The 24,540-nt window shown below is 67.6% G+C and carries 22 protein-coding genes; 5 read left to right on the top strand and 17 right to left on the bottom strand.

The window, feature by feature from the left end:
- Positions 1–124: 124 nt before the first annotated feature.
- Positions 125–2,191 (top strand): putative bifunctional diguanylate cyclase/phosphodiesterase, encoded by a 2,067-nt coding sequence (locus A6M56_RS20615; RefSeq protein WP_102080736.1) that lies wholly within the window; start codon positions 125–127, stop codon positions 2,189–2,191.
- Here the strand turns inward: A6M56_RS20615 and murU are convergent.
- Genes murU through A6M56_RS20595 form a run of 4 tightly spaced genes read right to left on the bottom strand, consistent with a single transcriptional unit; the run spans position 2,188 to position 5,019 of the window.
- The gene (murU, locus tag A6M56_RS20610) at positions 2,188–2,895 is read right to left on the bottom strand and encodes an N-acetylmuramate alpha-1-phosphate uridylyltransferase MurU (RefSeq protein WP_102080969.1); all 708 of its coding nucleotides are present in this window, start codon (positions 2,893–2,895) and stop codon (positions 2,188–2,190) included. The genes A6M56_RS20615 and murU overlap by 4 nt on opposite strands.
- Before the next feature lie 8 nt (positions 2,896–2,903).
- Entirely contained in the window at positions 2,904–3,230 is a 327-nt protein-coding gene (locus A6M56_RS20605) for an AzlD domain-containing protein (protein ID WP_045785829.1), read from the bottom strand.
- Positions 3,227–3,952 (bottom strand): AzlC family ABC transporter permease, encoded by a 726-nt coding sequence (locus A6M56_RS20600; protein ID WP_045785830.1) that lies wholly within the window; start codon positions 3,950–3,952, stop codon positions 3,227–3,229. The genes A6M56_RS20605 and A6M56_RS20600 overlap by 4 nt, the downstream gene beginning before the upstream one ends.
- A gap of 5 nt (positions 3,953–3,957) precedes the next feature.
- Positions 3,958–5,019 (bottom strand): aminoglycoside phosphotransferase family protein, encoded by a 1,062-nt coding sequence (locus tag A6M56_RS20595; RefSeq protein ID WP_102080737.1) that lies wholly within the window; start codon positions 5,017–5,019, stop codon positions 3,958–3,960.
- Positions 5,020–5,184: 165 nt separating this feature from the next.
- Here A6M56_RS20595 and A6M56_RS20590 point away from each other — a divergent pair, with 165 nt between their 5' ends.
- From A6M56_RS20590 to rsmA, 4 genes are all read left to right on the top strand, one after another.
- Complete coding sequence (locus A6M56_RS20590) at positions 5,185–7,614, top strand: LPS-assembly protein LptD (protein ID WP_045785832.1); 2,430 nt, start codon at positions 5,185–5,187, stop codon at positions 7,612–7,614.
- A 7-nt stretch (positions 7,615–7,621) separates the two neighbouring features.
- Complete coding sequence (locus A6M56_RS20585; RefSeq protein ID WP_180964282.1) at positions 7,622–9,112, top strand: peptidylprolyl isomerase; 1,491 nt, start codon at positions 7,622–7,624, stop codon at positions 9,110–9,112.
- 84 nt (positions 9,113–9,196) lie between these two features.
- A complete protein-coding gene (pdxA, locus tag A6M56_RS20580) occupies positions 9,197–10,213 on the top strand; it encodes a 4-hydroxythreonine-4-phosphate dehydrogenase PdxA (protein ID WP_045785834.1) in 1,017 nt (338 codons plus the stop codon).
- 28 nt (positions 10,214–10,241) lie between these two features.
- Positions 10,242–11,087, top strand: coding sequence for a 16S rRNA (adenine(1518)-N(6)/adenine(1519)-N(6))-dimethyltransferase RsmA (gene rsmA, locus A6M56_RS20575; protein WP_045785835.1), 846 nt, complete (start codon positions 10,242–10,244; stop codon positions 11,085–11,087).
- Here the strand turns inward: rsmA and A6M56_RS20570 are convergent.
- The 13 genes from A6M56_RS20570 to A6M56_RS20510 form a co-directional block, all read right to left on the bottom strand.
- Positions 11,074–11,979, bottom strand: coding sequence for a DMT family transporter (locus A6M56_RS20570; RefSeq protein WP_102080738.1), 906 nt, complete (start codon positions 11,977–11,979; stop codon positions 11,074–11,076). The two genes, rsmA and A6M56_RS20570, sit on opposite strands and share 14 nt — an antisense overlap.
- Positions 11,963–12,370: a lactoylglutathione lyase gene (gene gloA, locus A6M56_RS20565; RefSeq protein WP_045785837.1), complete on the bottom strand. Its 408-nt coding sequence runs from the start codon at positions 12,368–12,370 to the stop codon at positions 11,963–11,965. Before gloA ends, A6M56_RS20570 begins: the two co-directional genes overlap by 17 nt.
- Before the next feature lie 100 nt (positions 12,371–12,470).
- Positions 12,471–13,352, bottom strand: coding sequence for a M48 family metallopeptidase (locus A6M56_RS20560; protein WP_102080739.1), 882 nt, complete (start codon positions 13,350–13,352; stop codon positions 12,471–12,473).
- A complete protein-coding gene (locus A6M56_RS20555) occupies positions 13,349–14,101 on the bottom strand; it encodes a lysophospholipid acyltransferase family protein (protein ID WP_102080740.1) in 753 nt (250 codons plus the stop codon). The genes A6M56_RS20560 and A6M56_RS20555 overlap by 4 nt, the downstream gene beginning before the upstream one ends.
- Before the next feature lie 9 nt (positions 14,102–14,110).
- The gene (gene gmhB / locus A6M56_RS20550; RefSeq protein WP_045785840.1) at positions 14,111–14,689 is read right to left on the bottom strand and encodes a D-glycero-beta-D-manno-heptose 1,7-bisphosphate 7-phosphatase; all 579 of its coding nucleotides are present in this window, start codon (positions 14,687–14,689) and stop codon (positions 14,111–14,113) included.
- A gap of 19 nt (positions 14,690–14,708) precedes the next feature.
- Positions 14,709–16,802, bottom strand: coding sequence for a glycine--tRNA ligase subunit beta (gene glyS, locus A6M56_RS20545; RefSeq protein ID WP_102080741.1), 2,094 nt, complete (start codon positions 16,800–16,802; stop codon positions 14,709–14,711).
- A 72-nt stretch (positions 16,803–16,874) separates the two neighbouring features.
- Positions 16,875–17,534: a hypothetical protein gene (locus A6M56_RS20540; protein ID WP_045785842.1), complete on the bottom strand. Its 660-nt coding sequence runs from the start codon at positions 17,532–17,534 to the stop codon at positions 16,875–16,877.
- Positions 17,531–18,511, bottom strand: a complete 981-nt coding sequence (glyQ, locus tag A6M56_RS20535) for a glycine--tRNA ligase subunit alpha (RefSeq protein ID WP_045785843.1) — start codon at positions 18,509–18,511, stop codon at positions 17,531–17,533. Before glyQ ends, A6M56_RS20540 begins: the two co-directional genes overlap by 4 nt.
- 165 nt (positions 18,512–18,676) lie before the next feature.
- On the bottom strand, positions 18,677–20,197 hold the full coding sequence (lnt, locus tag A6M56_RS20530; RefSeq protein WP_102080742.1) for an apolipoprotein N-acyltransferase: 1,521 nt from the start codon (positions 20,195–20,197) through the stop codon (positions 18,677–18,679).
- Between the two features lie 68 nt (positions 20,198–20,265).
- A complete protein-coding gene (locus A6M56_RS20525) occupies positions 20,266–21,159 on the bottom strand; it encodes a CorC family transporter (RefSeq protein WP_045785845.1) in 894 nt (297 codons plus the stop codon).
- A gap of 132 nt (positions 21,160–21,291) precedes the next feature.
- Positions 21,292–22,365, bottom strand: coding sequence for a hypothetical protein (locus tag A6M56_RS20520; RefSeq protein ID WP_286758372.1), 1,074 nt, complete (start codon positions 22,363–22,365; stop codon positions 21,292–21,294).
- Between the two features lie 356 nt (positions 22,366–22,721).
- Entirely contained in the window at positions 22,722–23,522 is an 801-nt protein-coding gene (gene ybeY / locus A6M56_RS20515) for an rRNA maturation RNase YbeY (RefSeq protein WP_045785848.1), read from the bottom strand.
- Positions 23,523–23,534: 12 nt separating this feature from the next.
- Positions 23,535–24,527 (bottom strand): PhoH family protein, encoded by a 993-nt coding sequence (locus A6M56_RS20510; protein ID WP_045785849.1) that lies wholly within the window; start codon positions 24,525–24,527, stop codon positions 23,535–23,537.
- Positions 24,528–24,540: the final 13 nt, after the last annotated feature.

The following is a 24,540-nucleotide window of genomic DNA, read 5'->3' as shown; positions in this document are numbered from 1 at the left end:
CGCGGCGGGCTCAATTGCAAAGAAAATTGTGGCGTACAGTCACCTCCTCTAAAGTCTGGGGCGGATGCGGTCGATGAACCGTGATGGAGCGTGGCCGTCCAGGATCGGCCTGCCTGGAGAACCCATGCTTGTCGGCAGTTACAACCCTCTTCTCGTCCTGCTTTCCCTTCTTGTGGCCGTGCTCGCGTCGTATACGGCGCTGGACATGGCGGGGCGGGTGGTCACCGCACAGGGGCGGGCTGCGTTCTGGTGGCTGACCGGCGGGGCATCGGCCATGGGCGTGGGCATCTGGTCGATGCACTTTGTCGGCATGCTGGCCTTCAGCCTGCCGATTCCGCTCGGTTATGACGTATCCATCACGCTCTCCTCGCTGGCCATTGCCATCGCGGCCTCTGCGTTCGCGTTGTGGCTGGTGAGCCGGCGTGAGCTGCCGTGGCGGCGCCTGGTGGGCGGCGCACTGCTGATGGGCGTGGGCGTGGCCGGCATGCACTACACGGGCATGGCCGCGCTGCGCATGAAGCCGGGCATCGACTACGACCCGGCGATCTTTGGGCTCTCGGTGGTGATCGCAGTGTTTGCCTCGGGCGCGGCGCTGTGGATCGCCTTCCGCCTGCGGGGCCACTCGCAGCGCGTGCGGGCGTTACGCGCCGGCGCGGCGGTGGTGATGGGCGTGGCCATCGTGGGCATGCACTACACGGGCATGGCGGCCGCGGCGTTTCCGCTGGGCAGCGTGTGCGGGGCTGCACATGCCGGCGCCAGCACCGCGTGGCTGGCGTTGGTCATCATCCTCATCACGCTGGCGGTGCTTGCCATTGCGCTCATCATCTCGGTGCTCGATCTGCGCATGGAGGCGCGCACGGCGGTGCTGGCCCATTCGCTGGCGCAGGCCAACCAGGAGCTGGCGTACCTCGCCCTGCACGACAACCTGACCAAGCTCTCCAACCGCCTGCTGCTGGAAGACCGCCTGAACCAGGCGATCCGCACGGCCGAACGCGAGAAGCGCCGCTTTGCGCTCATGTTCATGGATCTGGACGGCTTCAAGGCGGTCAACGACGTCTACGGGCACCACGTGGGCGATCTGCTGCTGATCGACGTGGCGCAGCGCATCGTCGGCCGTGTGCGCCAGCAGGACACCGTCGCGCGCGTCGGCGGCGACGAGTTCGTCGTGCTGACCCACGTGGACGACCCTGAAGACGCCGGCACGCTGGCCGACACGTTGCTCGAGGCCGTGCGCGAGCCCTTCCTGGCCGGCGGGCATGAGCTGCGCGTGTCCACCAGCATCGGCATTGCGATGTACCCCGGCGATGGCGCCAACCAGCACGATCTGCTGACCAATGCAGACGCGGCGATGTACCACGCCAAGGGGCTGGGCCGGAACGCCTACAGCTTCTTCGAGCCGTCGATGAACGCCAACGTGCACCAGCAGTTGCAGCTCGTCCAGGACTTGCGGCTGGCCATCGAGCGCAACGAACTCGTGCTGTACTACCAGCCGAAGTTCCATGCGCCGCATGGCCCGATCGCCGGAGTGGAGGCGCTCGTGCGCTGGCAGCATCCGGTGCGCGGGCTGCTGTCGGCCAACGAGTTCATTCCGCTGGCAGAGCGCACCGGGCTCATCGTGCCGCTGGGCACGTGGGTGCTCGACGAGGCGTGCCGCCAGATGGCGCAGTGGCGCCGCGAGGGGCATGCCGGGTGGAGTGTCGCCGTGAACCTGTCCGCGCTGCAGTTCGGCCATGCCGCGCTGATCGACACGGTGCGCGACACGCTGGCCCGCCACGCGCTCGACCCGCATTGCCTGACGCTGGAGATCACGGAATCGACCGCCATGCGCGACGCCGATGCCAGCCTGCACATCCTGCAGCAGCTCGACGCCATGGGCGTGCGCATCTCCATTGACGATTTCGGCACCGGCTATTCAAGCCTGCTCTACCTCAAGCGGCTGCCCGCCAGCGAGTTGAAGATCGACCGCGGCTTCGTGCGCGACCTGGAGCGCGACACGGAAGACGCCGCCATCGTCTCGGCTATCGTGGCGCTTGGGCAGACGCTGAACCTGCGCATCGTCGCCGAAGGCGTCGAGACGGCCGAGCAGCAGGCGTTTCTCACGCAGCTTGGCTGCGACTCGCTGCAGGGCTATCTGCTGGGGCGCCCGATGAGCGCCGAATCGCTCAGTGCGGAAGCCCCTGCCGGGCTTTAAGCCCGTCGTGCCGCCAGTTCGGCGTCCAGCGCCGCAAGTTGCGCGGGCGTGCCGACGTTTTCCCAGCGGCCGTCGAAGCGCTCGCCCGTGGCGCGGCCCTCGGCGATGGCCGCGTGGAAGAGCGGCGTCATGGCCATGCGCGTGCCCGGCGTGATGCCGGCAAACAGGCGCGTGTCGTACAGGCCGATGTTGCCGAACGTGAGGCGGCCTGTGCCCTCGGCGTGCAGCGTGCCTGCGTCGTCGAGGGCGAAATCGCCGTTCGGGTGATAGGGCGGGTTGGGCACCATCACCAGATGCATGCCCGGTTGCGCCTGCGCTTCGAGCGCGGCGGCGCGGTCGCGCAAGGCGGCGTAGTCGTAATCGCAGAACACATCGCCGCTGACGGCGATGAACACGCCGTTGCCTTCGCCGGCCTGCAGCAGCGGTATGGCCTGGGCCACGCCGCCGGCCGTCTCCAGCGCCTCGCCTTCGGGCGAATACGCGATCCGCACGCCCCAGGCACCGCCGTCACCGAGCGCCGCTTCAATCTGCGCACCGAGCCACGCGTGGTTGATGACGATGTGGCGCACGCCCGCTGCGGCCAGGCGCTCGATCTGCCAGACGATCAGCGGTTTTCCACCCACCGGCAGCAGTGGTTTGGGCGTGTGGTCGGTCAGCGGACGCATGCGGTCGCCGCGTCCGGCGGCGAAGATCATCGCCTGGATCGTCGAATTCAAGCCATCACCTTCATGAGAATCAGCAGCACGGCCATGCCGCCCACGATGGTCCACATCGCACTGTTGGTGACGCGCGCAATGGCGATGGCGACGATGCCCGCGACCAGGCGCGGGTTGTCTGCCGATACCGCCAGCGCACCGTCGCGCATCAGCAGGTCCGGTGCAATCAGCGCGGTCAGCATGGCGGCCGGCACGTAGGGCAGGGCGCTGCGAAACCACAGCGGCAGGTTCATGCGCCCTTCAAGCGCGATGAACGACAGGCGGATCAGGTAGGTGGCTGCGCCCGAGATCAGCAGCACGCCAAGAAGGATCAGGGCCTTCATGCGGCCGCCTCCTTGTTGCGCCGGTCCACCAGCCGCTCGACCAGCGCGCCGATGGCGATGCCGACACACGCAGCACTCATCAGCCCCAGCTTGTGCGGCCAGCCCGTCCATGCGACGGCCAGCGCGGCGCCGGTCAGCGCGGCGGTCAGTTGCGCGCGTGTGCGCAGCGCCGGCACCACGATCGCGATGAAGGTGAGCGGCAGGAAGAAATCGAGCGGCCACGTGTTCGGCACCTGTGCTCCGAGCACCACGCCGACGATGGTCGACGCCTGCCAACTCGTCCACAGCGCCACACCGGCGCCCAGGAAGTACCAGTGGCGATACGTGGCTTCTTCCGTGCCGGGGCGCGAGTTGACGACGCGCCGGTTCATGGCCGCAAACGCCTCGTCGGTCAACAGGTAGGCGATCAGCCATTTCCAGCGGCGCGGCAGGTGCGCCAGGGTCGGCGCGATGCTGGCCGAATACAGCGCGTGCCGCAGGTTCACCATCGAGACCGTCGCCGCAATCACAAGCGCGGGCGCGCCCCCGGCCCACAACTGCACGAGGATCATCTGCGACGCGCCGCCAAAAACGATTGCGCTCATCGCCACGGCCAGCCACGCGGGCATGCCGGCCGACGTGGCCAGCACGCCATAGATGAGGCCGAACGGCACCACACCGAGCAGCATCGGTGCGAGCGCCAGCATGCCGGCGCGGAACTCGACAGCCCGTGCGGAGGCCATGGGAGTCAGAAGGTGTAGCCGACCTGCTGGGCGCGATCTTCCAGCTGATCGAGCAGGCGAGCCAGTGGCGCCAGCGCGTTGTAGCGGCTGCATACGCGGCGCAGGTAGGCGATGAAGCGCGGGGTGTCTTCCACGTAGCCGGCCTTGCCGTCGCGGTAGCACAGGCGCGCGAAGATGCCCGCCACCTTCAGGTGACGCTGCGCGCCCATCCATTCGAGGGCGCGGTAGAACTCGCCGAAATCGGCGTCCACGGGCAGCTTGGCGGCGCGGGCGGCTTCCCAGTAGCGCACCGCCCAGTCCAGCTCGTGTTCTTCATCCCACGACAGGAAGGCGTCGCGCAGCAGCGAGGCGGCGTCGTACGTGATCGGGCCGTAGACCGCGTCCTGGAAGTCCAGCACGCCCGGCTGCGACGGGTCGGCCGCGTTGATCATCAGGTTGCGCGGCATGTAATCGCGGTGCACGTACACGCGCGGCTGGGCGAGCGCGCTGTCGACCAGCAGCTTGAAGATCTTGTCGAGCGATTCGCGCTGCGCGGCATCCAGCGGGCGCTGCAGGTGCCGCTCGACATACCAGTCGGGAAACAGCGACAGCTCGCGGCGCAGCAGGGCCTCGTCGTACGGCGGCAGCTCGCCTTCGCGCGAGGCGAGCTGCCAGCGCACGAGCGTGTGGATGGCGGGGCGGAACAGCGTGTTGGCGTAGGCCAGGTCGAAATCGTGCTCGCGCAGCGATTGCAGATACGTCTGCGGGCCGAGGTCGGTCAGCAGCAGGAACCCCTGCGCGAGATCCTGTTCTAGCACCTGCGGCGCGCGCACGCCTGCCCCGTTGAGCAGGCCGGCCACGTGGACGAACGGTCGGCAGTCTTCCTGCGGCGGCGGGGCGTCCATGACGATCAAGGTGCCGCCGGCGCCTTCCAGGCGGAAATAGCGGCGGAAACTGGCATCGGCCGAAGCGGGTTGCAGCGTGTTGATGCGCAGGCCGTGCGCAGCGGGCAATGTGCCGAGCCAGTCGCGAAGTTGGGTCAGGCGTGCGTCGGTCGCGCCGGTGGTGGCGCCAGGGGTCGAAACCATGCTGAGAGAACGCTGGAATGGGGCTGGAAGGAAGCCCCGTATAATACCCGACCGAGTTTCGCCGCGAGCGAGCGCCAGCCCTGTCGGGGCCGCGCGCAGCGGCGGGACACCGACGATGATGTGCCCCCGTGCGCGCCTGCGCGCGCAGCCCTGTTCCCGATCTGCATGACCGAACCGAACCGAGCCAGGAAAAACCGGCAGCGCCCTGCTGTTGCCGCGCCCGACCAGCGAACCGCCCACCGGCGCAACACGCTGGCATTGCGCCCGCTGGTGTTCGCCGTGGCCGGTGTCTGGACGGCGACGTCCGCGGCGCAGAGTGCGGACCCGACGCAATCGACCGCGTCTGCGGCGACACCGGCTTCATCCGTCACGGCCCTGGCCACGTCCGGGCCCACCACCCCGGGCGGCAGCCCGCTGGTGCCCAAGATGGCCGAGCCCATCAAGCGTCCGGACAACACGGTCCCCACCTTCACGGCGGCCGACACGATGGACGGCCGCACGAACGAGGACATCCACCTGCGCGGCCACGGCGAGCTGCGCCGCAACGGTGCCGTCATCAAGGGTGACACCCTCGATTACAACCAGGACACCGACGTCGCCACCGCCACCGGCAACGTGCGCATCTTCCGCGACGGCACGCTCGTCACCGGGCCGGATGCCAAGCTGAAGGTCACGGCCAACGAAGGCACCATCAGCACGCCGGCCTACGAGTTTCACACCACGGGCGGCCACGGCACGGCCGAGCGCATCGACTTCCTGGACAAGGACAACAGCCGCATCACGCGCGGCACGTACACGACGTGCTCGCCGGACAACGTCGACTGGTACTTCAGCGCAAGCCGCATCGACATCGACAGCGACCGCCAGGTCGGCACAGGCCGCAACGGCGTGCTGCACTTCTTTGGGGTGCCCGTGTTCGCCGCGCCGGTGATGGACTTTCCGCTCAACGACGACCGGCGCAGCGGCTTCCTGCCGCCGGTGTTCGGCTACAACAGCCGCAGCGGCGCAGACGTCACGCTGCCGTATTACTTCAACATCGCGCCGAACCGTGACCTGACGCTGTATCCGCGCCTGCTCACGCAGCGCGGCCTGCAGCTCGGCGCGGAATACCGTTATCTCGGCTCGAGCTACGGCGGCGTCCTGCGCGGCGAATTCCTGCCTAACGATCGCGAGGCCGACCGCGACCGCTGGTCGATCGCGTTGCAGCACACGCAGCGCCTGGCGCCGGGGCTGAACGCCTACGTGAACTACAACAAGGTCTCCGACAACACGTATCCGGATGACCTCGGGCGCAGCATCGTCACGGCGACGCAGCGCCAGTACACGCAGGAAGGCGGCGTCACGTATTCCATCGGTGATTGGCTCGCGACGGCGCGCGTGCAGAAGTTCCAGACGCTGTCGACCGAGACCACGCCGCTGTCCCCGCCGTACGAGCGCCTGCCGCAGTTGAACCTGATGTACAACCGGTACGACATCGGCGGGTTCGACATCAACTTCCAGACCGACTACACGCGATTCTCGATCCCCACGGCCAACACCGTGCAGGGCGAGCGCCTCTTCATGCAGCCGACGATCAGCTACCCGATCGTCCGCCCCGGTTGGTACGTCACGCCGAAGTTCATCCTCAACACCACGGCGTACCGCCTCGATCGCCCCGCCGGCGACACGCAGGACACGCAGATCAACCGCACGCTGCCCACGTTCTCGCTCGATTCGGGCATGACGTTCGAGCGCGATGCGCCGATGGTGTCCAAGCTCTTCGGCGTGAGCTACATCCAGACGCTGGAGCCGCGCCTGTTCTACGTGTACACGCCGTACCGTGACCAGTCGCAGATTCCGCTGTTCGATACCGGCCAGTCCGACTACAACCTCGGCCAGATCTTCACCGAGAACCCGTACACCGGTTACGACCGCATTGCCGACAACAACAAGCTGACCGCGGGTGTGACCACGCGCTTCATCGAGGCCGAATCCGGCATCGAGCGCCTGCGCGCCACCATTGCGCAGCGGATCGACTTCGAGGGGCAGCGCGTCACGCTGGCAGGCGCGGCGCCGACGTCGGTGCGCCGCTACTCGGACCTTCTGGGCGCGACCACGATCCAGATGTTCCGCGGCATCTTTTTCGATACGAACCTTCAGTACAATCAGGACATCGACCGCATCATGCGTTCGACCGTGGCGTTCAGCTGGAAACCCGAGGCCAACAAGGTCATCAACCTCGGCTACCGCTATTACCGGCAGGACGCCAACACCGGTCAGTTGCCGCTGGAGCAGGCCGATATCTCTGCGCAGTGGCCGATCACGCGGCGCCTGTACGGCCTGGGCCGCATCGGCTACGACATGGATGCGAAGAAGCCGTCGGATATGCTCCTTGGCTTCGAATACGTGGCCGACTGCTGGGTGGGCCGGCTCGCCGTGCAGCGCTACAGCAATGCCGTATCGGGCTACACGACACACATCTTCGCCCAGATCGAATTCAAGGGCCTGTCGAAGGTGGGGAACAATCCGATCGATGTGATCCGTTTGAACGTGCCCGGCTACCAGCCGGTGTCCGCGCAGCCGATTACGCCGTCCGTGCTGGATCAATATGAATAACGACATCATGGCTTTCCAATCGACCGCTTTTGCCACGCGCGTGGCACCACTGGGCCGCCTGCGTGTGGCGACTGGCGTGCTGGTCGCGCTCATGGCCGGGACCATGCTGTCGCCCGCGGCTCATGCCCAGCAGGCGCAATCGACAAAGAAGGGTGCGCCCGCGGTGCGCGGCATCTTTGCGAACCCGGGCTCGTCGCCGACGCAGCCGCTGCTGCAGGGCACGCTGCCGGGCCCGACCGCCGCGGGCACGCAGCGCAGCCAGCTTGTCGACGAGGTGGCGGCCGTGGTCAATACCGACGTCATCACCCGCCGCGAACTGCTGAACCGCGCCGACCTCGTCGAGCGGACCTTCCGCGCGCAGAACCGTCCGCTGCCCCCGCGCGCCGACCTGCTCGGTGAGGTGCTCGAGCAGCTGATCCTGGAGCGCGTCCAGGCACAGACAGCCAAGGAGAGCGGCATCCGCGTGTCCGACGCCGACGTGGACCGCGCCGTGGAAAGCGTGGCCCAGCGCAACAACCTGTCGGTGGCGCAGCTCAAGGGCAAGCTGGCGGAGGCAGGCATGCCGTACGACAAATACCGCGCCGACCTGCGCCAGGAGATTCTGCTGGCGCGCCTGCGCGAGCGCGAGGTCGACTCCAAGGTGCAGGTCTACGACGGCGAGATCGACAACTACCTCGCGCAGCAGGGCGGTGGCGCGGCACCCGCCGGCGAAGAGCAATACAACGTCGCGCAGATTCTCGTACCGGTGCCCGAAGACGCCACGGATGCGCAGAAGGCGGCGGCTCGCAGCAAGGCAGAAGGCCTGCTCAGGCAAGCCCAGGGCGGCGCAGATTTCGCCAGACTGGCGCGTGACAATTCCGCGGCCCAGGATGCCGCGCAAGGTGGTGAGCTGGGGCTGCGCCCGATCGGTCGCCTGCCGGCGGTGTTCGCCAACGCGGTCGTCGACATGAAGGCCGGCCAGGTGGCGAGCCAGGTCGTCGAGAGCCCCGCCGGCTTCCACGTGCTGAAGCTGCTGGAGAAGCGCGCCCCGAGCACGGCCATCGCCGCCAAGGTCCAGCAGACGCAGGTGCGCCACATCCTGATCAAGACCGGGCCGACCATGTCGGCAGACGATGCACGCCGCCAGCTGGCGGGATTGCGTGATCGCATCGTCCACGGCTACGACTTTGGCGATGCGGCGCGCCGTTACTCGCAGGATGGCTCGGCCAGCGCGGGCGGTGAGCTGGGTTGGGTGTCGCCGGGCCAGCTCGTGCCGGAGTTCGAACACGCGATGAACGAACTGAAGCCGGGCGATATCTCGCAGCCGGTGCAGAGCCAGTTCGGCGTGCACCTGATCCAGGTGGAGGGCCGCCGCGAGGCTGAAGTGCCGGTGGACCGCCAGCGCGACTATGCGCGCTCGGTGATCCGCGAGCAGAAGATCCAGGCTGCGTACGAAGACTGGCTCCGCGAGCTGCGCGATACGGCGCACGTGGAGTATCGCGTGAACCGTCAGCAGTAAGCTGGCGGATGTCCGCATCGCTCACGGCCGCCTGCGGGCGGCCGTGGCGTTTTTACCGACCGAACACGTTGCAATGAACGTTCCATGCTGAACATCGCCATCACCACCGGAGAGCCCGCCGGCATCGGTCCCGACATCACCGTGGCGGCTTTGCTGCACATCGCGCGGCAGGGCCCGGCGCGCTATGCCGACGTGCATTGGCACGTGATCGGCGATGCGGCCTTGCTGCAGGCGCGTGCAGACGCGCTCGGGCAGGGCGATTTCTGGCGCGTGGCGTCGACGGCGTTGACGATCGTGGAACGTCCTCTCGGCGCGCCGGCGCGAGCGGGCGTGCTCGATGCCGCCAACGGGCATTACGTGCTGGAGCTGCTCGATGCCGCCATTGACGGCTGCCTGGCCGCCGCGCCCGACGGCGTGCGCTATGACGCAATGGTCACGGCACCGGTGCAGAAGAGCACGATCAATGATGCCGGGGTGCCCTTCACGGGCCACACCGAATATCTCGCCGAGCGCAGCCGCACGCCGCGTGTGGTGATGATGCTGGCCGGCCCGCAGCCGGCGCACGGCAACGCCATGCTGCGCGTGGCCCTGGCGACGACGCATCTGCCCTTGCGCGAGGTGCCGGACGCGATCACGCCGGCCGTGCTCGACGAGACGCTCGATATCGTCGCGCGTGATTTGCGTGCGCGCTTCGGACTGAACGCCCCGCGCATCCTCGTGACCGGGCTGAACCCCCACGCCGGCGAATCGGGGCATCTGGGCCGCGAAGAGATCGAGGTGATCGAGCCGGCCATTGCGCGGGCGCTGGCACGCGGCATCAACGCGCGGGGCCCGTATCCGGCCGATACGCTGTTCCAGCCGCGCCTGCTGGCCGATGCCGACTGCGTGCTGGCGATGTATCACGACCAAGGCCTGGCGCCGCTCAAGTACGGCACGTTCGGCCATGGCGTGAACATCACGCTGGGGCTGCCGTTCGTGCGCACGTCGGTCGACCACGGCACGGCGCTGAACCTCGCGGGCACCGGCCGCGCCGACTTCGGCAGCATGATCGAGGCGATCGACACTGCCATTGCCATGGCCCGGCACGATCTACGTTCCTGATTTCACCTTTCCCGACACGAGTTTCGCGATGGCACGATCCACGACCGGCGTACACCAGGGGCACCAGGCCCGCAAGCGCTTCGGCCAGAACTTCCTGGTCGACGACGGCGTGATCCACGCCATCGTTGCCGCCATTGATCCGCAGCCCGACGACGTGCTCGTTGAAATCGGCCCCGGCCTCGGCGCGCTGACCATACCGTTGATGGACCGCGTGCGCACGCTGCAGGTGGTCGAGCTGGACCGCGACCTCGTCGCGCGCCTGCAGAAGCGTTTCGGCGATCGGCTGATCGTGCATGCCGGCGATGCGCTGGCGTTCGATTTTGGCGCGCTGCATGAGGCGGGGCGGCCGCTGCGCATCGTCGGCAACCTGCCGTACAACATCTCGAGCCCGCTGCTGTTCCACCTCGCGGCGTTTGCCGACCGCGTGCGCGACCAGCACTTCATGCTGCAGAAGGAAGTGGTCGACCGCATGGTGGCCGCGCCGGGCAGCAAGGCGTTCAGCCGGCTGTCGGTGATGCTGCAGGTGCGGTACTACATGGAGCCGGTGCTCGATGTGCCGCCGGGCTCGTTCAATCCGCCACCGAAGGTCGATTCGGCCGTGGTGCGGATGATCCCGTGGCCGGCCGGCAAATCGCCGTATGCGCCGGTCGACATGCGCGCCCTCGGCACGGTGGTGACGATGGGGTTCTCGCAGCGGCGCAAGGTGCTGCGCAACACGCTGGGCGCGTTGCGCGACGTGGTCGATTTCGATGCGCTCGGCTTCGATCTGGGACGGCGCGCCGAAGAGGTGCCGGTGGAGGACTTCGTGGCGGTGGCCAACGCGCTGCCGGCCGAGCGCATCGCCGGCAGCTTCCCGGATATCACCGAAGGTTGACGAGCAGGATGCCGGAGAGCACCAGTACCGCGGCCAGCGCAAAGCGCAGGCCCACCGGCTCGTGCAGCAGCAAGACGCCGAAGGCCACGCCAAACAGCGGCGTCAGGAACGAGAACACCGACAGGCGCGACGCCAGGTAGCGGCGCAGCAGCCAGAACCACGTCAGGTAGCTCGCGAACGCAATCAGCACGGCCTGGTAGGCCAGGCTCGCCAGCGCGGTCGGCGTGAGGTTGGCCGTGGCGATCTGCCCCGTGCCGGCGGCCATCACCATCAGCATCACGGCGGACACCGCGAGTTGGTACAGCAGTGTCTTGGCGGCCGGCGCTTCCGAGAGCTTGCTCGCCCGCACGACGATGGTCGTCGCGCCCCACAGCGCGCCTGCCGCCACGCCGAGCGCATCGCCCAACGACGTGGACGGACCGGCGGCAGGGTGCAGGATGCCGTCGGCAAAGGCCAGCACGATCCCTGCAAAGGCGATGCTGATGCCGGTCCACTGACGCGGGCGCAGGTGCTCGCCGGGCACGAAGAAGTGCAGGCCGAGCGCGGTGAAGATCGGGGCGGTGTAGAGAAACACCGCCATGCGCGAGGCCGTGGTGTAGCTCAGGCCGATGAAGATGCACAGGAACTCGACGCCGAACAGCAGGCCCGCCACGAGCCCGCCGGGCAACGTGCCGTCGCGCACCGAGAGGGCCGTGCCGCGCCACATTGCAAAGGCGAGCACCAGCACCGACGCAATCGCCGAGCGCACGCCGGCCTGCATGACGGGCCCGACGTCGTGCGCCGCCACCTTGATGGCAACCTGTTGAAAGCCCCAGCACATGCACAGCACCACCATCAGGCTGATGGCGGTGGCGTCCAGGGGCCGGCGCGTGAGGTTAGTGGCGGTTGCCATCGGGCATCGAGCGGGCCTGGATCAGTTCGATCTTGTAGCCGTCCGGATCTTCCACGAAGGCGATGATGGTGCTGCCGCCCTTGACGGGGCCGGCTTCGCGCGTGACCTTGCCGCCGGCCTTGCGGATCTGCTCGCAGGCCTCCGCGGCGTTCTCCACCTCGATGGCGAGATGGCCGAACGCGGTGCCGAGCTCGTACTCGCTCACACCGTAGTTGTAGGTCAGTTCGATGACGGTGTTGCTGGCTTCCGGGCCGTAGCCGACGAAGGCGAGCGAGTACTTGTATTCGGGGTTGTCGCTGGTGCGCAGCAGTTGCATGCCGAGCACCTTGGTGTAGAAGTCGATCGAGCGCTGCATGTCGCCGACGCGCAGCATGGTGTGAAGCATTCGCATGGGATTTCCTTCCTGGGGGACTGCGGGGGAAGGCGATATTGTAGGAGGGTGTTGCCCAACGTGCAGAGCCCCCCGGTCCGACCACCCCTGCGCCAGCGAATCAAAACGCTGGCAGGTATTCCGGCGGATGCGAGCGCAGCTGCTCGCGCGCTTCGCGGAACTCGGGGAAGATCGACTCGACCGTGTCCCAGAAGCGGGGGCTGTGGTTCATCTCCTTCAGATGCGCGAGTTCGTGCGCGACCACGTAGTCGATCAGGCTCAGCGGAAAGTGCACGAGCCGCCAGTTCAGGCGGATCTTGCCGTCGGCCGTGCAGCTTCCCCAGCGCGTGGCAGCCGAAGACAGCGCATACGCACTGTGCCGCACGCCCAGGCGCTCGGCATACACGTCGAGGCGCTCGCCGAAGACGCGCCGCGCCTGCGTCTGCAGCCAGCCCTGCACGCGGTCCTTGATCTGCTGCTCGGTCGCGGAGGGCGGCAGGCCAAGGTGCAGCATGCACGTGTCGGCATCGAACATCAGCGCGCCGATGGGCGATTCCAGCTTGAGCGTGATCGTCTTGCCGAGGAAGGGCAGCGTTGCGCCGTCTTCCCATGCCATGGGCGGCAGCACGCGGCGTGCGGCACTGCTGCGCCATTCGGCCAACTTGGCGAAGATCCACTTCTGCTTTTCGGCGATGGCGTGCTCGATCTCGGCAAGCGTGACCCAGCGCGGCGCCGTGATCGACAAGCCGCGGTCATCGATGACAAAGCCGATGGTGCGCCGCGAAGAACGCTTCAGGTTGTAGACGAGCGCGCGTTCGCCCAGCGCCAGCCGGCGCTGGTTGGGGCCCAACGGCACGGTGGAAGGGTCGAATGCCGGCGGCGCGAGCAGGCTGGCGTCCGACGGCGCACCAGGCTCCGACGGCGCCTCGGGCGCGAGCAACGGCAGCTCGAGCTGAGTGCTGTCGGCGGCGGTGGGCGAAGTCGGTGGGCGCAGCAGTTTCATGCGGGCTCGCGGTAGCTGTCGACGTCGATTCTACGCATTTCGGTTTCGATCCATGTCTGGACTTCGCGGTTGAGCTCATCGCTTGTCTTGCCGGCGCTCGAAATGGCGGGGCCGACAGACACCGTGATCAGGCCGGGATGCTTGAGGAACGCGTTGCGCGGCCACAGCCGCCCGGAATTGAGCGCGATGGGCAGCACCCATGCGCCGGTGTCGACGGCAAAGCGCGCGCCGCCGCTCTTGTAGCGCGGATTGGGTGCGCCAACCGGCGTACGCGTGCCTTCAGGGAACATGATCATCCACGCGCCGTCGGCCATGCGCGCCTTGCCCTGGCGCGCCACCGAGGCGAACGCGTTGGCGCCGTCCTTGCGGTTGATGTGCACCATCTTCAGCATGCCAAGCGCCCACCCGAAGAACGGCACGTACAGCAGTTCGCGCTTGAAGACATAGCACAGCGGCCGGGGCATGGTGGCCGGAAACGCCAGCGTTTCCCACGCAGACTGGTGCTTGGAGAGCAGCACAATGGGCTTGTTGCTGGCGACGGCCGCCTCAACGTGTTCCCAGCCTTCGTACTTCCAGCGGATGCCGACGAGCCAGCTTGCCACCCACAGCGTGATCTTGGTCCACGCGGCCGCGACCCAGAAACGCCGATGCGGATTCAGAAACGGAAACGTGATGAAGCAGAACACCGCATGCAGCGGCGTATAGACGATCAGGTAGACCAGGAACAGCAGCGAGCGGATGAAGGTCATGGTGCGGGTTCAGGGTGCCCGTGACGGCGTGCCGTGCGGTGCGGGCGAAAGCAGCGCGCGCGCGAACGCGCGCAGGTCCTGGTGAATCTGGGTGCCGGGCGGCAGGTTGCCGGCATCGCGCGTCTTGGCGCCCTTGCCGGTCAGCACGAGATGCGGCACGGCGCCAACCTCCACGCCGGCCTGCAGGTCGCGCAGCGAATCGCCGACCACGGGCACGCCCGACAGGTCCACGTCGAAGCGCCGGGCAATCTCGCGCAGCATGCCGGCCTTGGGCTTGCGGCATTCGCACGCGTCCGCGGCGGTGTGCGGGCAGAAGAAGACCGCATCGACGCGCCCGCCGAACGTGGCGAGCGCCTTGTACATCTTCTCGTGCATCGCGTTGAGTGCGGCGGCCTCGAACAGCCCGCGCCCGATGCCTGACTGGTTGGTCGCCACCACGACCTGGTAGCCGGCCTGGTTCAGTTCGGCAATGGCTTCCAGGCTGCCGTCGATGGCGATCCACTCGTCGGGCGACTTGATGAACTGATCGCTGTCGAGGTTGATGACGCCGTCGCGGTCGAGGATCACCAGCTTGGGGACATGCGGCATGGCAGGCTCCGGACGAGGCTCAGGCGGCCAGCTTGGAGATGTCCGCCACGCGGTTCATCAGGCCGTGCAGCTGGCCCAGCAGCGCGAGACGGTTGTTGCGCAGCGCGGTGTCGTCGGCCATCACCATCACACCGTCGAAGAAGGTGTCGACCGCTTCGCGCAGGCCGGCCAACGTCTTCAGGGCGGTGGTGAAATCGCCGCGCGCAAAGGCATTGTCCACTTGCGGCTCGGACGAGGCGACTGCATCGTGCAGGGCGCGCTCGGCGTCTTCCTTGAGCAGCTGCGGCTGCACCGCCCCGATGGCCGCGTCGGTCTTCTTCAGGATGTTCGTGATCCGCTTGTTGGCGGCAGCCAGCGATTCGGCCTGCGGTAGGGCGGCAAACGCACGCACGGCTTCGAGGCGCGCGACGATGTCATCGAGGCGTTGCGGGCGCTGGCTGACCACGGCTTCCACCTCGTTGGTGCTGTACCCCTTGTCCTTCAGATAGCCGCGCAGGCGGTCGTACAGGAAGTCCGTGATGGCGGCCAGGTCCGGCTTGACGGCCGCGATGCCGTCGAAGCTCGCGGCAGCCGTCTGCAACGCGTCGTCGATGGTCAGCGTCAGCGGCTTCTCGATCAGCATGCGCAGGATGCCGAGCGCGTGGCGGCGCAGCGCGAACGGGTCTTTCTCGCCCGTCGGTTGCAGGCCGATGCCCCAGATGCCGACCAGCGTTTCGAGCTTGTCGGCCAGCGCGACCACGGTGCCGGTGGCGGAGCTGGGCAGCGCGTCGCCAGCAAAGCGCGGCTGGTAGTGCTCCGAGCAGGCCAGCGCCACGTCGTCGGGTTCGCCGTCGTGGCGGGCGTAGTAGGTGCCCATCGTGCCCTGCAGCTCGGGGAACTCGCCGACCATGTCGGTCAGCAGGTCGGCCTTGGCCAGCAGCGCAGCTCGCGAGGCGTGCGCGACATCGGCGCCCAGCTTTTCTGCGAGTTGACCGGCGATCGCCTGCAGGCGCGAGACACGCTCCAGCTGCGTGCCGATCTTGTTGTGATAGACCACGCGCGAGAGCAGCGGCACGCGGTCGGCCAGCGGCTTCTTCTTGTCCTGCTCGAAGAAGAAGCGGGCGTCGGCCAGGCGCGGGCGCACCACGCGCTCGTTGCCTTCGATGATGGCTTCGGGCGTGCTCGTGGCCAGGTTCGAGACGATCAGGAAGCGGTTGCGCAGGTTGCCTTGGGCGTCCGTCAGCGCGAAGTACTTCTGGTTCGTCTGCATGGTCAGGATCAGGCATTCCTGCGGCACGGCGAGGAACGCTTCCTCGAAGTGGCACGGGTAGACCACGGGCCATTCGACCAGCGCGTTGACTTCATCCAGCAGCGCTTCGGGCATCACCACCGTATCGTTGCCGGCCGTCCTGAGCAGCTCGGCGCGAATGGCTTCGCGGCGCTTGGCGTAGCTCGCGATGACCTTGCCCTGTGCTTCGAGCGTGCTCGCGTAGGACGCAGCGTCCTTGATGACGATTTCACCGGCCGACAGGAAGCGGTGGCCCAGCGTCACGTTGCCCGATTGCAGGCCGAGCACGCTCGCGGGAATGATCTCGCTATCGAGCAGGGCGACGAGCTTGTGTGCCGGACGCACGAACTGGACGCTCTCGCCGTTCGGGCGCTGGTACGTCATCACCTTCGGGATCGGCAGGCTGGCGATGGTCTGAGACAGCGCGGTCTGCAGCCCATCGGCCAGCACGGCGCCGCGCGCGGTGTAGCGGTAGAACAGCGACTCCGCCTTGCCGTCCGGCGCGCGCTCGAGCGACTCGGGAGCGATCGTCTCCACACCGACCGTCTTGGCCAGTGCAGCCAGCTTCTTGATGAGCGGCGCGGCGGGTTTGCCCTCGGCGTCGAAGGCGATCGTCACGGGCAGCACCTTCTCGCGCAGTTCGCGATCGGGCGCCGCACGGCGCACACCGGTGATCGATGCCGCCAGGCGGCGCGGCGTGGCAAAGCCTTCCACGGCAGCGCCTTCTTCAAGCAGGCCTTGCGCCGACAGACCATCAAACAGGCCGCGCGCAAACGCGTCGCCCAGACGGGCCAGCGCCTTGGGCGGCAGTTCTTCGGTCAGCAGTTCGATCAGGAGGGTGGACATAGCGTTGAAAATCGGTGACGTCGTTGTTCTGCGCCGCTCACGTTCCATGGGCGGCAATTACGTAATGGGGGCTCAGCAAGGCGACCCGGGCACGGGTTCCACGGCGGAAAGCAGCCACACGCCGTTCTGCTGCTGGAACTGCAACTGCGTGCCCGCGCACTGGCCCGGCGGGGGCGGCGGCGCGATCGGCGCGGGGTTGGTCCCGGGCGTGGCGGCGTCGCGGCGCAGGAAGCGGGCGGAAAGCGTGCCGCGGCGGGCGTCGTAGCGCACTTCCTGCAGCGTGCCCGATACGTTGAACTCCAGCCGGCTCGGCAGTTGTCCCAACGAGCGGAAGACGCGCGCGCGGCGCTGTGCCTTTGCACCGGAGCCTTGCCATTCCACCCAGGTGAACGGGAAGCGCAGGGCCGTCGCATACGTGCGCAGCGGCACGCGGTGCCAGCCCAGATCGCGCGCGCCGGACAGGTCGCACGCCATGGTGCGCGCGAGGCTCGTCCATTGGTCGAGCGAGGGCGGCGGCGGCGTCCATGCCGTGCTCAGCGCCTGTTGCAGCGGTTTGGAATCGGCCACGCACAGCTGCGTGAGGCTGCTGGGCACGACAAAGATCTTCTCGGCCGATGTTGGCTTGGAAGTGCGGTGCCGCGCGGCCTGTGCCACGCCTGTCGGCAGCGCCAGCGCAGCAACGGCCGCGGCCGTCAGCAGCGCCAATCCACGCCGTGCACGGACGGCGGTCATGCGGCCTCCGCGGTCTTGGCACCGGCAGCGGCCGTGCCGCACATCGGAAAGCCCAGGCGCTCGCGCGAGTCGTAATAGGCCTGCGCGACCAGACGCGACAGGTTGCGGATGCGGCCGATGTAAGCCGCGCGCTCCGTCACCGAGATGGCGCCCCGTGCATCCAGCAGGTTGAACGTGTGGCCGGCCTTGAGCACCTGCTCGTAGGCGGGCAGGGCGAGCTGCACGACCGGTGCGCCGTCGTCCGCCGCACCTTCCTCGCGCACGCCCATCAGGCGCTTGGCCTCGGCTTCATGCTCGGCAAAGCGGCGGAACAGCACGGCGGTGTCGGCCTGCTCGAAGTTGTAGGTCGATTGCTCGACTTCGTTCTGGTGGTAGACGTCGCCGTAGGTCAGGCGGCGCTTGACGGGGCCGTTGGGGCCCGGCTCTTCCCATTCCGTCCAGACAAGGTCGTAGACGTTCTCGACCTGCTGGATGTACATCGCCAGGCGCTCGATGCCGTACGTGATTTCGCCCGTGACGGGCTTGCAGTCGAGGCCGCCCACCTGCTGGAAGTACGTGAACTGCGTGACCTCCATGCCGTTGAGCCAGACTTCCCAGCCCAGACCCCACGCGCCGAGCGTCGGGTTCTCCCAGTCGTCTTCGACGAAGCGGACGTCGTTCTGCTTCAGGTCCAGGCCCAGCGCTTCCAGCGAGCCCAGGTACAGGTCGAGGATGTTCTCGGGTGCCGGCTTGAGCACCACCTGGTACTGGTAGTAGTGCTGCAGGCGGTTCGGGTTCTCGCCGTAGCGACCGTCCTTGGGGCGGCGCGACGGTTGCACGTAGGCCGCACGCCAGGGTTCCGGGCCGATGGCGCGCAGGAAGGTGTGGACGTGCGAGGTGCCGGCGCCGACTTCGAGGTCAATCGGTTGCAGCAGGGCGCAGCCCTGGGCGTCCCAGTACGACTGCAGCTTGAGAATGAGTTGCTGGAAAGTAAGCATGGTGGTCCCGAAGGTCCGTCGAGGCAGCACAGTGCTGCGCGGCGGTGGAATGCAGCGGCGGGCACCGCGCGTTTTGCTGCGGTGCCCGCCGTAAAACGTTGAATTTTAGCGTTTTTTGTCGGCCGTCCCGGAAAGTGGCTGCAAAGCCCTCCGGGCCGTCGTCGATCAGTGCGCTGCCGCCCGCCGACGGCGCGCCAGCACAACCAGCAGCACCAGCAGGCTCACGCCCAGCGCAGGCGTGTTGCCGGCGCGTACAAACGGCGTCAGGCCTTGCATGCCCTGCACATCGGCCTGCAGCGTACCCAGCGTGAAGGCGGGCAGGCGCGCCTGCACGGTGCCGTCCGGACGGATCACGGCGGTGGCGCCGGTGTTGGTCGCGCGCAGCATCGGGCGGCCGGTTTCCAGGGCTCGCATGCGGGAGATCTGCAGGTGCTGGTCCAGCGCGATCGTGTCGCCAAACCATGCCAGGTTCGTCACATTGGCGAGCATCGTGGCGGGGTGGTCCGCGTGCCGCAGCGACGCAGCGATCTCTTCGCCAAACAGATCCTCGTAGCAGATGTTGGGCGCGACGCGCTGGCTCGCGACCGTCATGGGCGGCTGCACGCGCTGGCCGCGGCGGAAGTCGCCCAGCGGCATGTTCATCATGTTGACGAACCAGTGGAAGCCGAAGGGGATGAACTCGCCGAACGGCACGAGGTGGTGCTTGTTGTAGCGGTACACGCCATGGAAGTCGGGGCCGATGCCGAACACGCTGTTGGTGTAATCGACGCGCGAATCCTCGCTGGCGGCGCCGAACAGGATGCTGGAGCCGGTCGTGTCCGCATACGTGCGCAGGGCCAGCGCAATCTCCTGCGGCATCTCCTGGATCATGATCGGGAACGCCGTCTCGGGCGTGACCACCAGTTGCGCGGGCTTTTCGGTGACGAGCTTGGTGTACAGCGCCAGCGAGCGCTCGATGCCGGTCTGCTGGAACTTCACGTCCTGCGGCACGTTGCCCTGCAGGAGGCGCACGGAGATCGGTCTGCCCACCGGTTGCGTCCACGCAATGCCGTGCAGCGGCCAGCCGGCGACCAGCACGATCGCGGCCGCGATGCCGGCCAGCCAGGGCAGGCGGCGCTCGGCGGCCACGCACAGCAGGCCCGCCAGCGCCGCGGCGATGAGCACGATGCCGTACACGCCCACCAGCGGTGCGTAGCCGGCCAGCGGGCCATCGGTATGCGCGTAGCCGCCGTTGATCCACGGAAAGCCCGTCCACACGGTGCCGCGCAGCCATTCCGTCACCGCCCACGCCGCCCCGAACGTGAGCGCCGATGCGGCACCCGCCCACTGGCCGCCGCGTCGACCTCGGGTGAGCCATTGCCAGGCCCACGCCGCCAGGGCGGGATGCAGCGCCAGGTACCCGGAGAACAGCAGCACCGCCAGCGCGGCCATCCACGCCGGCATGTCGCCGTAGACGTGCATGCTGATGTAGAGCCACCAGATGCCAGACAGGAACCAGCCCAGCCCGAAGGCATAGCCGACCCACGCGGCATCACGCAGACGCGCTGCGCGCTCGGCCAGCGCCGCCAGCCCCGCGAGCGACAGGATCTGCAGCCACCACCAATGGTTCGGCGCGAACGACAGCGTGTGCATGACGCCGAGCAGCGCCGCCAGCGGCATGGCCAGACGCAAGCGTGCAAGCGGCACGACCGGGGTGTCCTGCCGGCGGGACGAATCGGCGGCAGGCGAAGAGAACAGAGCGGGCACGGAAAGGATCAGGCGGGGTTGGAACCGGAAGACGCGGCCGCAGCGCTGCCGCCGGCCGGCGAGGCGACGCGGCGCACGAGCAGGACCTGCACCTGGCGCGCATCGGCGCGCAGCACGTCGAACTGCAGCGAGCCCATGACGATCTTCTCGCCGCGGTGCGGCACGCGGCCCAGGTGATTGGACAGCAGCCCGCCGATCGTATCGACGTCCTCGTCGGAGAACTGCGTGCCGAACGCCTCGTTGAACTGGCTGATCTCGGTCAGGCCGCGCACGCGCATGTGGCCGTCGGCGGTGGGCAGGATGTTGTCTTCTTCCTGGTCGAAGTCGTACTCGTCTTCGATATCGCCGACGATCTGCTCGAGCACGTCTTCGATGGTGATGAGGCCGGCCACGCCGCCGTATTCATCGACGACGATGGCAATGTGGTTGCGGTTGACGCGGAAGTCACGCAGCAGGACGTTCAGCCGCTTGGACTCCGGGATGAACACGGCCGGGCGCAGCATGTCGCGCACGTCGAAGCCTTCGTCCGTATAGAAGCGCAGCAGATCCTTGGCCAGCAGGATGCCGATGATGTTGTCCCGGCTGCCCTCGTACACCGGAAAGCGCGAATGCGCGGCTTCCTGCACGAAGGGAATGAACTCGGACGGCGCGTCGGCGATGTTGATCGCGTCCATCTGGGCGCGCGGGATCATGATGTCTCGCGCACACAGGTCGGAGACCTGAAACACGCCTTCGATCATCGACAGGGAGTCGGCGTCGATGAGATTGCGCGCGTGGGCGTCTTGGAGGATTTCGAGAAGCTCGGCCCGCGATTCGGGCTCGGGCGAGATGAGGTCGGTCAGGCGTTCCAGCAGCGAGCGAGGTTTGTCGGCTGGCTTCGGACTGGGATACGGATCATTCATGGCGCGGTCGCGCGTCGTTAAACATCGGGCCAGCATACACCAAAAGACCTCGCGCCCAGATGACAGCCGGTGGCAGCCGGCTCTATGGAAGTGCGTGGATTTTCACTTCCGGAGGCCGGCCCGAGTGCGGTGCTAATCGTCGCCCCGATGATGGCCGCCGTCGTGGTCGCCGCCTTTGCGACCGCCTTGTCCGGTGTCGTCACTATGGCGGCTGCGGTCATGGTCGCCATCGCCAGCCCGGTCATGATGACCGCCATGGTCGTGGCCTTGGCCGTCGTGGTCGCCGTCGCCGCCATGGTCGTGGTCGCCACTGTGGCGGCCATGGTCACCGTCCCCACCGTGGTCTCCTCCGTGTGGGCCGCCGCTGCCGCCATGGTGACCGTGCTCGCCGTCGTGGCCATGATCGTGATCGTGGCCATGGTGATGGCCGCCATGATGATGCCCGCCGTGGCAGCTTCCGCACGGGGATGGAACCGGTGCCGGGGTCGGCGTCGGCGTCGGTGTTGGTGTTGGTGTCGGAGTCGGAGTCGGAGTCGGAGTCGGAGTCGGAGTCGGCGTCGGCGTCGGCGTCGGCGTCGGCGTCGGCGTCGGCGCCGCACCGGGGCCGGGTGCTGGCGTCGGGCCAGGGCTCGGCGATGTGCCGGGTGCGGGAGCGGGCGTCGGGCTGGGCTTGCCTGGTGCGTTGTTGTCGTTGGGCGGCGGGCTGGTGTTGTTGCTTGTCGGTGCGGTAGCCGGTGCGGCGGCCACCGGGTGCGAGTTGCCGTGATACCGGCCGAGCGTGCTCGCGCCGCCGTAGGCTGTCCAGCGTCCGGCGAGCTCCTTGTCGAGGCCCGCCAGCCAGTGGTCGCCCGTGACGCCCACCCCCATCAGCGCCTTGCTGCTCGCAAAGTCATAGCCGCCGCCGATAAGTGCCTGCACGCTCGTGCTGCCGACGACGGCCTGCACGCGCGGCCGGATCGTCCCTTGCGCAACCATCAGGTTGATTTCCGCACCGACCACATTGTTGCTGTCCGATACGTTCACCGTGCGGCAGCCCACCACGGCGCCCGGATGCCACGCACCGTCGAATACGACGACGATGCCTGCGTAGCATGACTGCCGGTGATCGGCGCGTGCCGTTCCGGGCGTGACGGCTAGCGCGGTGCCGACACCCACGCCGACGAGCAGCGTGGTCCACGGAATGCTGTCCATGAAGCGTTGACGCATGATGACCTCCCCGCTGGGCCGTGCCGGTCTGTGCGCGGGTTGGCCCGATGGCGCTCGTTCGCGCCGATGGATTCAGCACGCTCGAGTGGCGGCTTATGCGTCGAGGATAGGAATCGACGTCGCGCGAGCCCATGGGCCGTACGGACACGGCGCACGTGTCGAATGACCGATGCCAAAAGCCGTACGCATGCGCGGTTTGACGGGCGCGCCCATGCGCCAAATGGCGGAGGACCGGCCGCCCACCGGTGTCAGGGCTGGATGCGCGGCAAACCGGGGGACGATTCAGGGCTGAAACATCCGGGCCCGCAAAGCAAAACGCCGGCATGGAGCCGGCGTTGCAGGGGGGGCGATGCGCTTCAGCGATCGGCGTACGGATCGGCAAAACCGAGTTCGCCGAGGATCTGCGTTTCGATGCCTTCCATCTCTTCGGCATCGGCGGGGTCTTCGTGGTCGTACCCTTGCGCGTGGAGCGTGCCGTGCACGATCAGGTGCGCGTAGTGGGCAAGCACCGGCTTGCCCTGCTCCTTCGCCTCGTTCACGACCACCGGGTGGCACAGCACGATATCGGCCGAGACCGGGTCATCCTCGTTCTCTGCGTAGGAGAAAGTCAGCACATTGGTGGCGTAGTCCTTGCCGCGGTACGTGCGATTGAGCGTGCGGCCCTCCTCCTCGCCGACGAAGCGCACGTTGAGCTGCGCATCGGCAAACAGCGCCGGCGCGATCCACGCCTCGATGTCCTGCTCCTTGGGCAGCGCCTTGCGGGCGGCGGCCTTCAGTTCATCGCCGTGCTGCACGGTCAGGTCGAGCGTGAGCATCTCTGCGCCGCCGAATGCCTCGTCGATGTCTTCGGCTTCAGCGGGCTGCGTCGCATCGGCTTCGACGCTTTCGATCTGCAGCGTGATGCTGTCGTGGTGCTCGGGGCGCAGCGACAGCATGGCATGCGTGTTGGCATCGGAGTGCTCGGCGACGAGCGTGATGGCGCCGTCGGCCGTGTCCGGCAGGCTCACGATCAGGCTGCGGCCGTCGGCGAACGCGATGCGCAGGGCGCTGGCGTCCACGGTCTTCGGCTTGCCCTTGGCGTCGAATACGTCGACGCGCGGGCCGGTGGCTTGAGGTTGGATCTTCTTGCTTTTGGTCTTGGTGTTCGCTTTGGCCACGTTCAGGCGTCCTTATGCATCTTTATGCTGGGCATGGAATTCGTCATAGGCCTCGACGATGCGGGCCACCAGCGGGTGGCGCACGACGTCGATGCTGGAAAAGCGGGTCATTGCCACGCCGCGCACGTCGCGCAGCACATGCTGCGCTTCCACCAGGCCGCTCTTCTGTCCGCGCGGCAGGTCGATCTGCGTGGTGTCGCCGGTGATGACGGCCTTGGAGCCGAAGCCGATCCGCGTGAGGAACATCTTCATCTGCTCAGGCGTGGTGTTCTGCGCTTCGTCGAGGATGATGAATGCGTGATTGAGCGTGCGGCCGCGCATGTAGGCGAGCGGCGCGATCTCGATCATCTGCCGCTCGAACATCTTCTGCGTCTTGTCGAAGCCGAGCAGGTCGTACAGCGCGTCGTACAGCGGACGCAGGTACGGGTCCACCTTCTGGGCGAGGTCGCCGGGCAGGAAACCCAGCCGCTCGCCGGCTTCCACGGCTGGGCGCGTCAGCACGATGCGCTTGATGGCGTCGCGCTCGAGAGCATCCACCGCGCAGGCAACGGCCAGGTAGGTCTTGCCCGTGCCCGCCGGGCCGATGCCGAACGACAGGTCGTGCGAGAGGATGTGGCGCAGGTACTGGCGCTGCATCGGCGTGCGGCCGTGCAGGTCGGTGCGGCGCGTATGCAGCACCGGCGAGAGGTCGTTGCCGTCCGACGTTTCGAGGTGGGACGCCGGCAGGTGTGCGCCGTGTGCGGCCACCTGGCGCGTCTCGACCAGGCCAAGCTGGATGTCATCCACCGACAGCGGCTCGCGCGCGGCGTTGTAGAACGTTTCCAGGGCATTCGCTGCGCCTTGCGCGTTGGCGCCGCGCACGGTGAACTTGCTGCCGCGCCGGTTGATCGTCACGTCCAGCGCCTGCTCGATCTGCCGCAGGTTCTCATCGAGCGGCCCGCACAGGTTCTGCAGGCGCGCGTTGTCGTTCTTGGGCGCGGTGAATTCAGCGAGGGTCGGTTTCATCAAATCGGTCTGT

It is taken from the genome of Ralstonia sp. RL, assembly GCF_001683835.1.
GTDB lineage: Bacteria > Pseudomonadota > Gammaproteobacteria > Burkholderiales > Burkholderiaceae > Ralstonia > Ralstonia mannitolilytica.
The sequence above is the reverse complement of the archived record's forward strand: the minus strand, read 5'-3'. Positions and strand labels throughout refer to the sequence as shown.

Coding starts and splice junctions, on each gene's coding strand:
- A6M56_RS20615 (WP_102080736.1), top strand. CDS start 125: ATGCTTGTCGGCAGTTACAACCCTCTTCTCGTCCTGCTTTCCCTTCTT.
- A6M56_RS20605 (WP_045785829.1), bottom strand. CDS start 3,230: ATGAAGGCCCTGATCCTTCTTGGCGTGCTGCTGATCTCGGGCGCAGCC.
- A6M56_RS20600 (WP_045785830.1), bottom strand. CDS start 3,952: ATGGCCTCCGCACGGGCTGTCGAGTTCCGCGCCGGCATGCTGGCGCTC.
- A6M56_RS20595 (WP_102080737.1), bottom strand. CDS start 5,019: ATGGTTTCGACCCCTGGCGCCACCACCGGCGCGACCGACGCACGCCTG.
- A6M56_RS20590 (WP_045785832.1), top strand. CDS start 5,185: ATGACCGAACCGAACCGAGCCAGGAAAAACCGGCAGCGCCCTGCTGTT.
- A6M56_RS20585 (WP_180964282.1), top strand. CDS start 7,622: ATGGCTTTCCAATCGACCGCTTTTGCCACGCGCGTGGCACCACTGGGC.
- pdxA (WP_045785834.1), top strand. CDS start 9,197: ATGCTGAACATCGCCATCACCACCGGAGAGCCCGCCGGCATCGGTCCC.
- rsmA (WP_045785835.1), top strand. CDS start 10,242: ATGGCACGATCCACGACCGGCGTACACCAGGGGCACCAGGCCCGCAAG.
- A6M56_RS20570 (WP_102080738.1), bottom strand. CDS start 11,979: ATGGCAACCGCCACTAACCTCACGCGCCGGCCCCTGGACGCCACCGCC.
- gloA (WP_045785837.1), bottom strand. CDS start 12,370: ATGCGAATGCTTCACACCATGCTGCGCGTCGGCGACATGCAGCGCTCG.
- A6M56_RS20560 (WP_102080739.1), bottom strand. CDS start 13,352: ATGAAACTGCTGCGCCCACCGACTTCGCCCACCGCCGCCGACAGCACT.
- A6M56_RS20555 (WP_102080740.1), bottom strand. CDS start 14,101: ATGACCTTCATCCGCTCGCTGCTGTTCCTGGTCTACCTGATCGTCTAT.
- gmhB (WP_045785840.1), bottom strand. CDS start 14,689: ATGCCGCATGTCCCCAAGCTGGTGATCCTCGACCGCGACGGCGTCATC.
- glyS (WP_102080741.1), bottom strand. CDS start 16,802: ATGTCCACCCTCCTGATCGAACTGCTGACCGAAGAACTGCCGCCCAAG.
- A6M56_RS20540 (WP_045785842.1), bottom strand. CDS start 17,534: ATGACCGCCGTCCGTGCACGGCGTGGATTGGCGCTGCTGACGGCCGCG.
- glyQ (WP_045785843.1), bottom strand. CDS start 18,511: ATGCTTACTTTCCAGCAACTCATTCTCAAGCTGCAGTCGTACTGGGAC.
- A6M56_RS20525 (WP_045785845.1), bottom strand. CDS start 21,159: ATGAATGATCCGTATCCCAGTCCGAAGCCAGCCGACAAACCTCGCTCG.
- A6M56_RS20520 (WP_286758372.1), bottom strand. CDS start 22,365: ATGCGTCAACGCTTCATGGACAGCATTCCGTGGACCACGCTGCTCGTC.
- A6M56_RS20510 (WP_045785849.1), bottom strand. CDS start 24,527: ATGAAACCGACCCTCGCTGAATTCACCGCGCCCAAGAACGACAACGCG.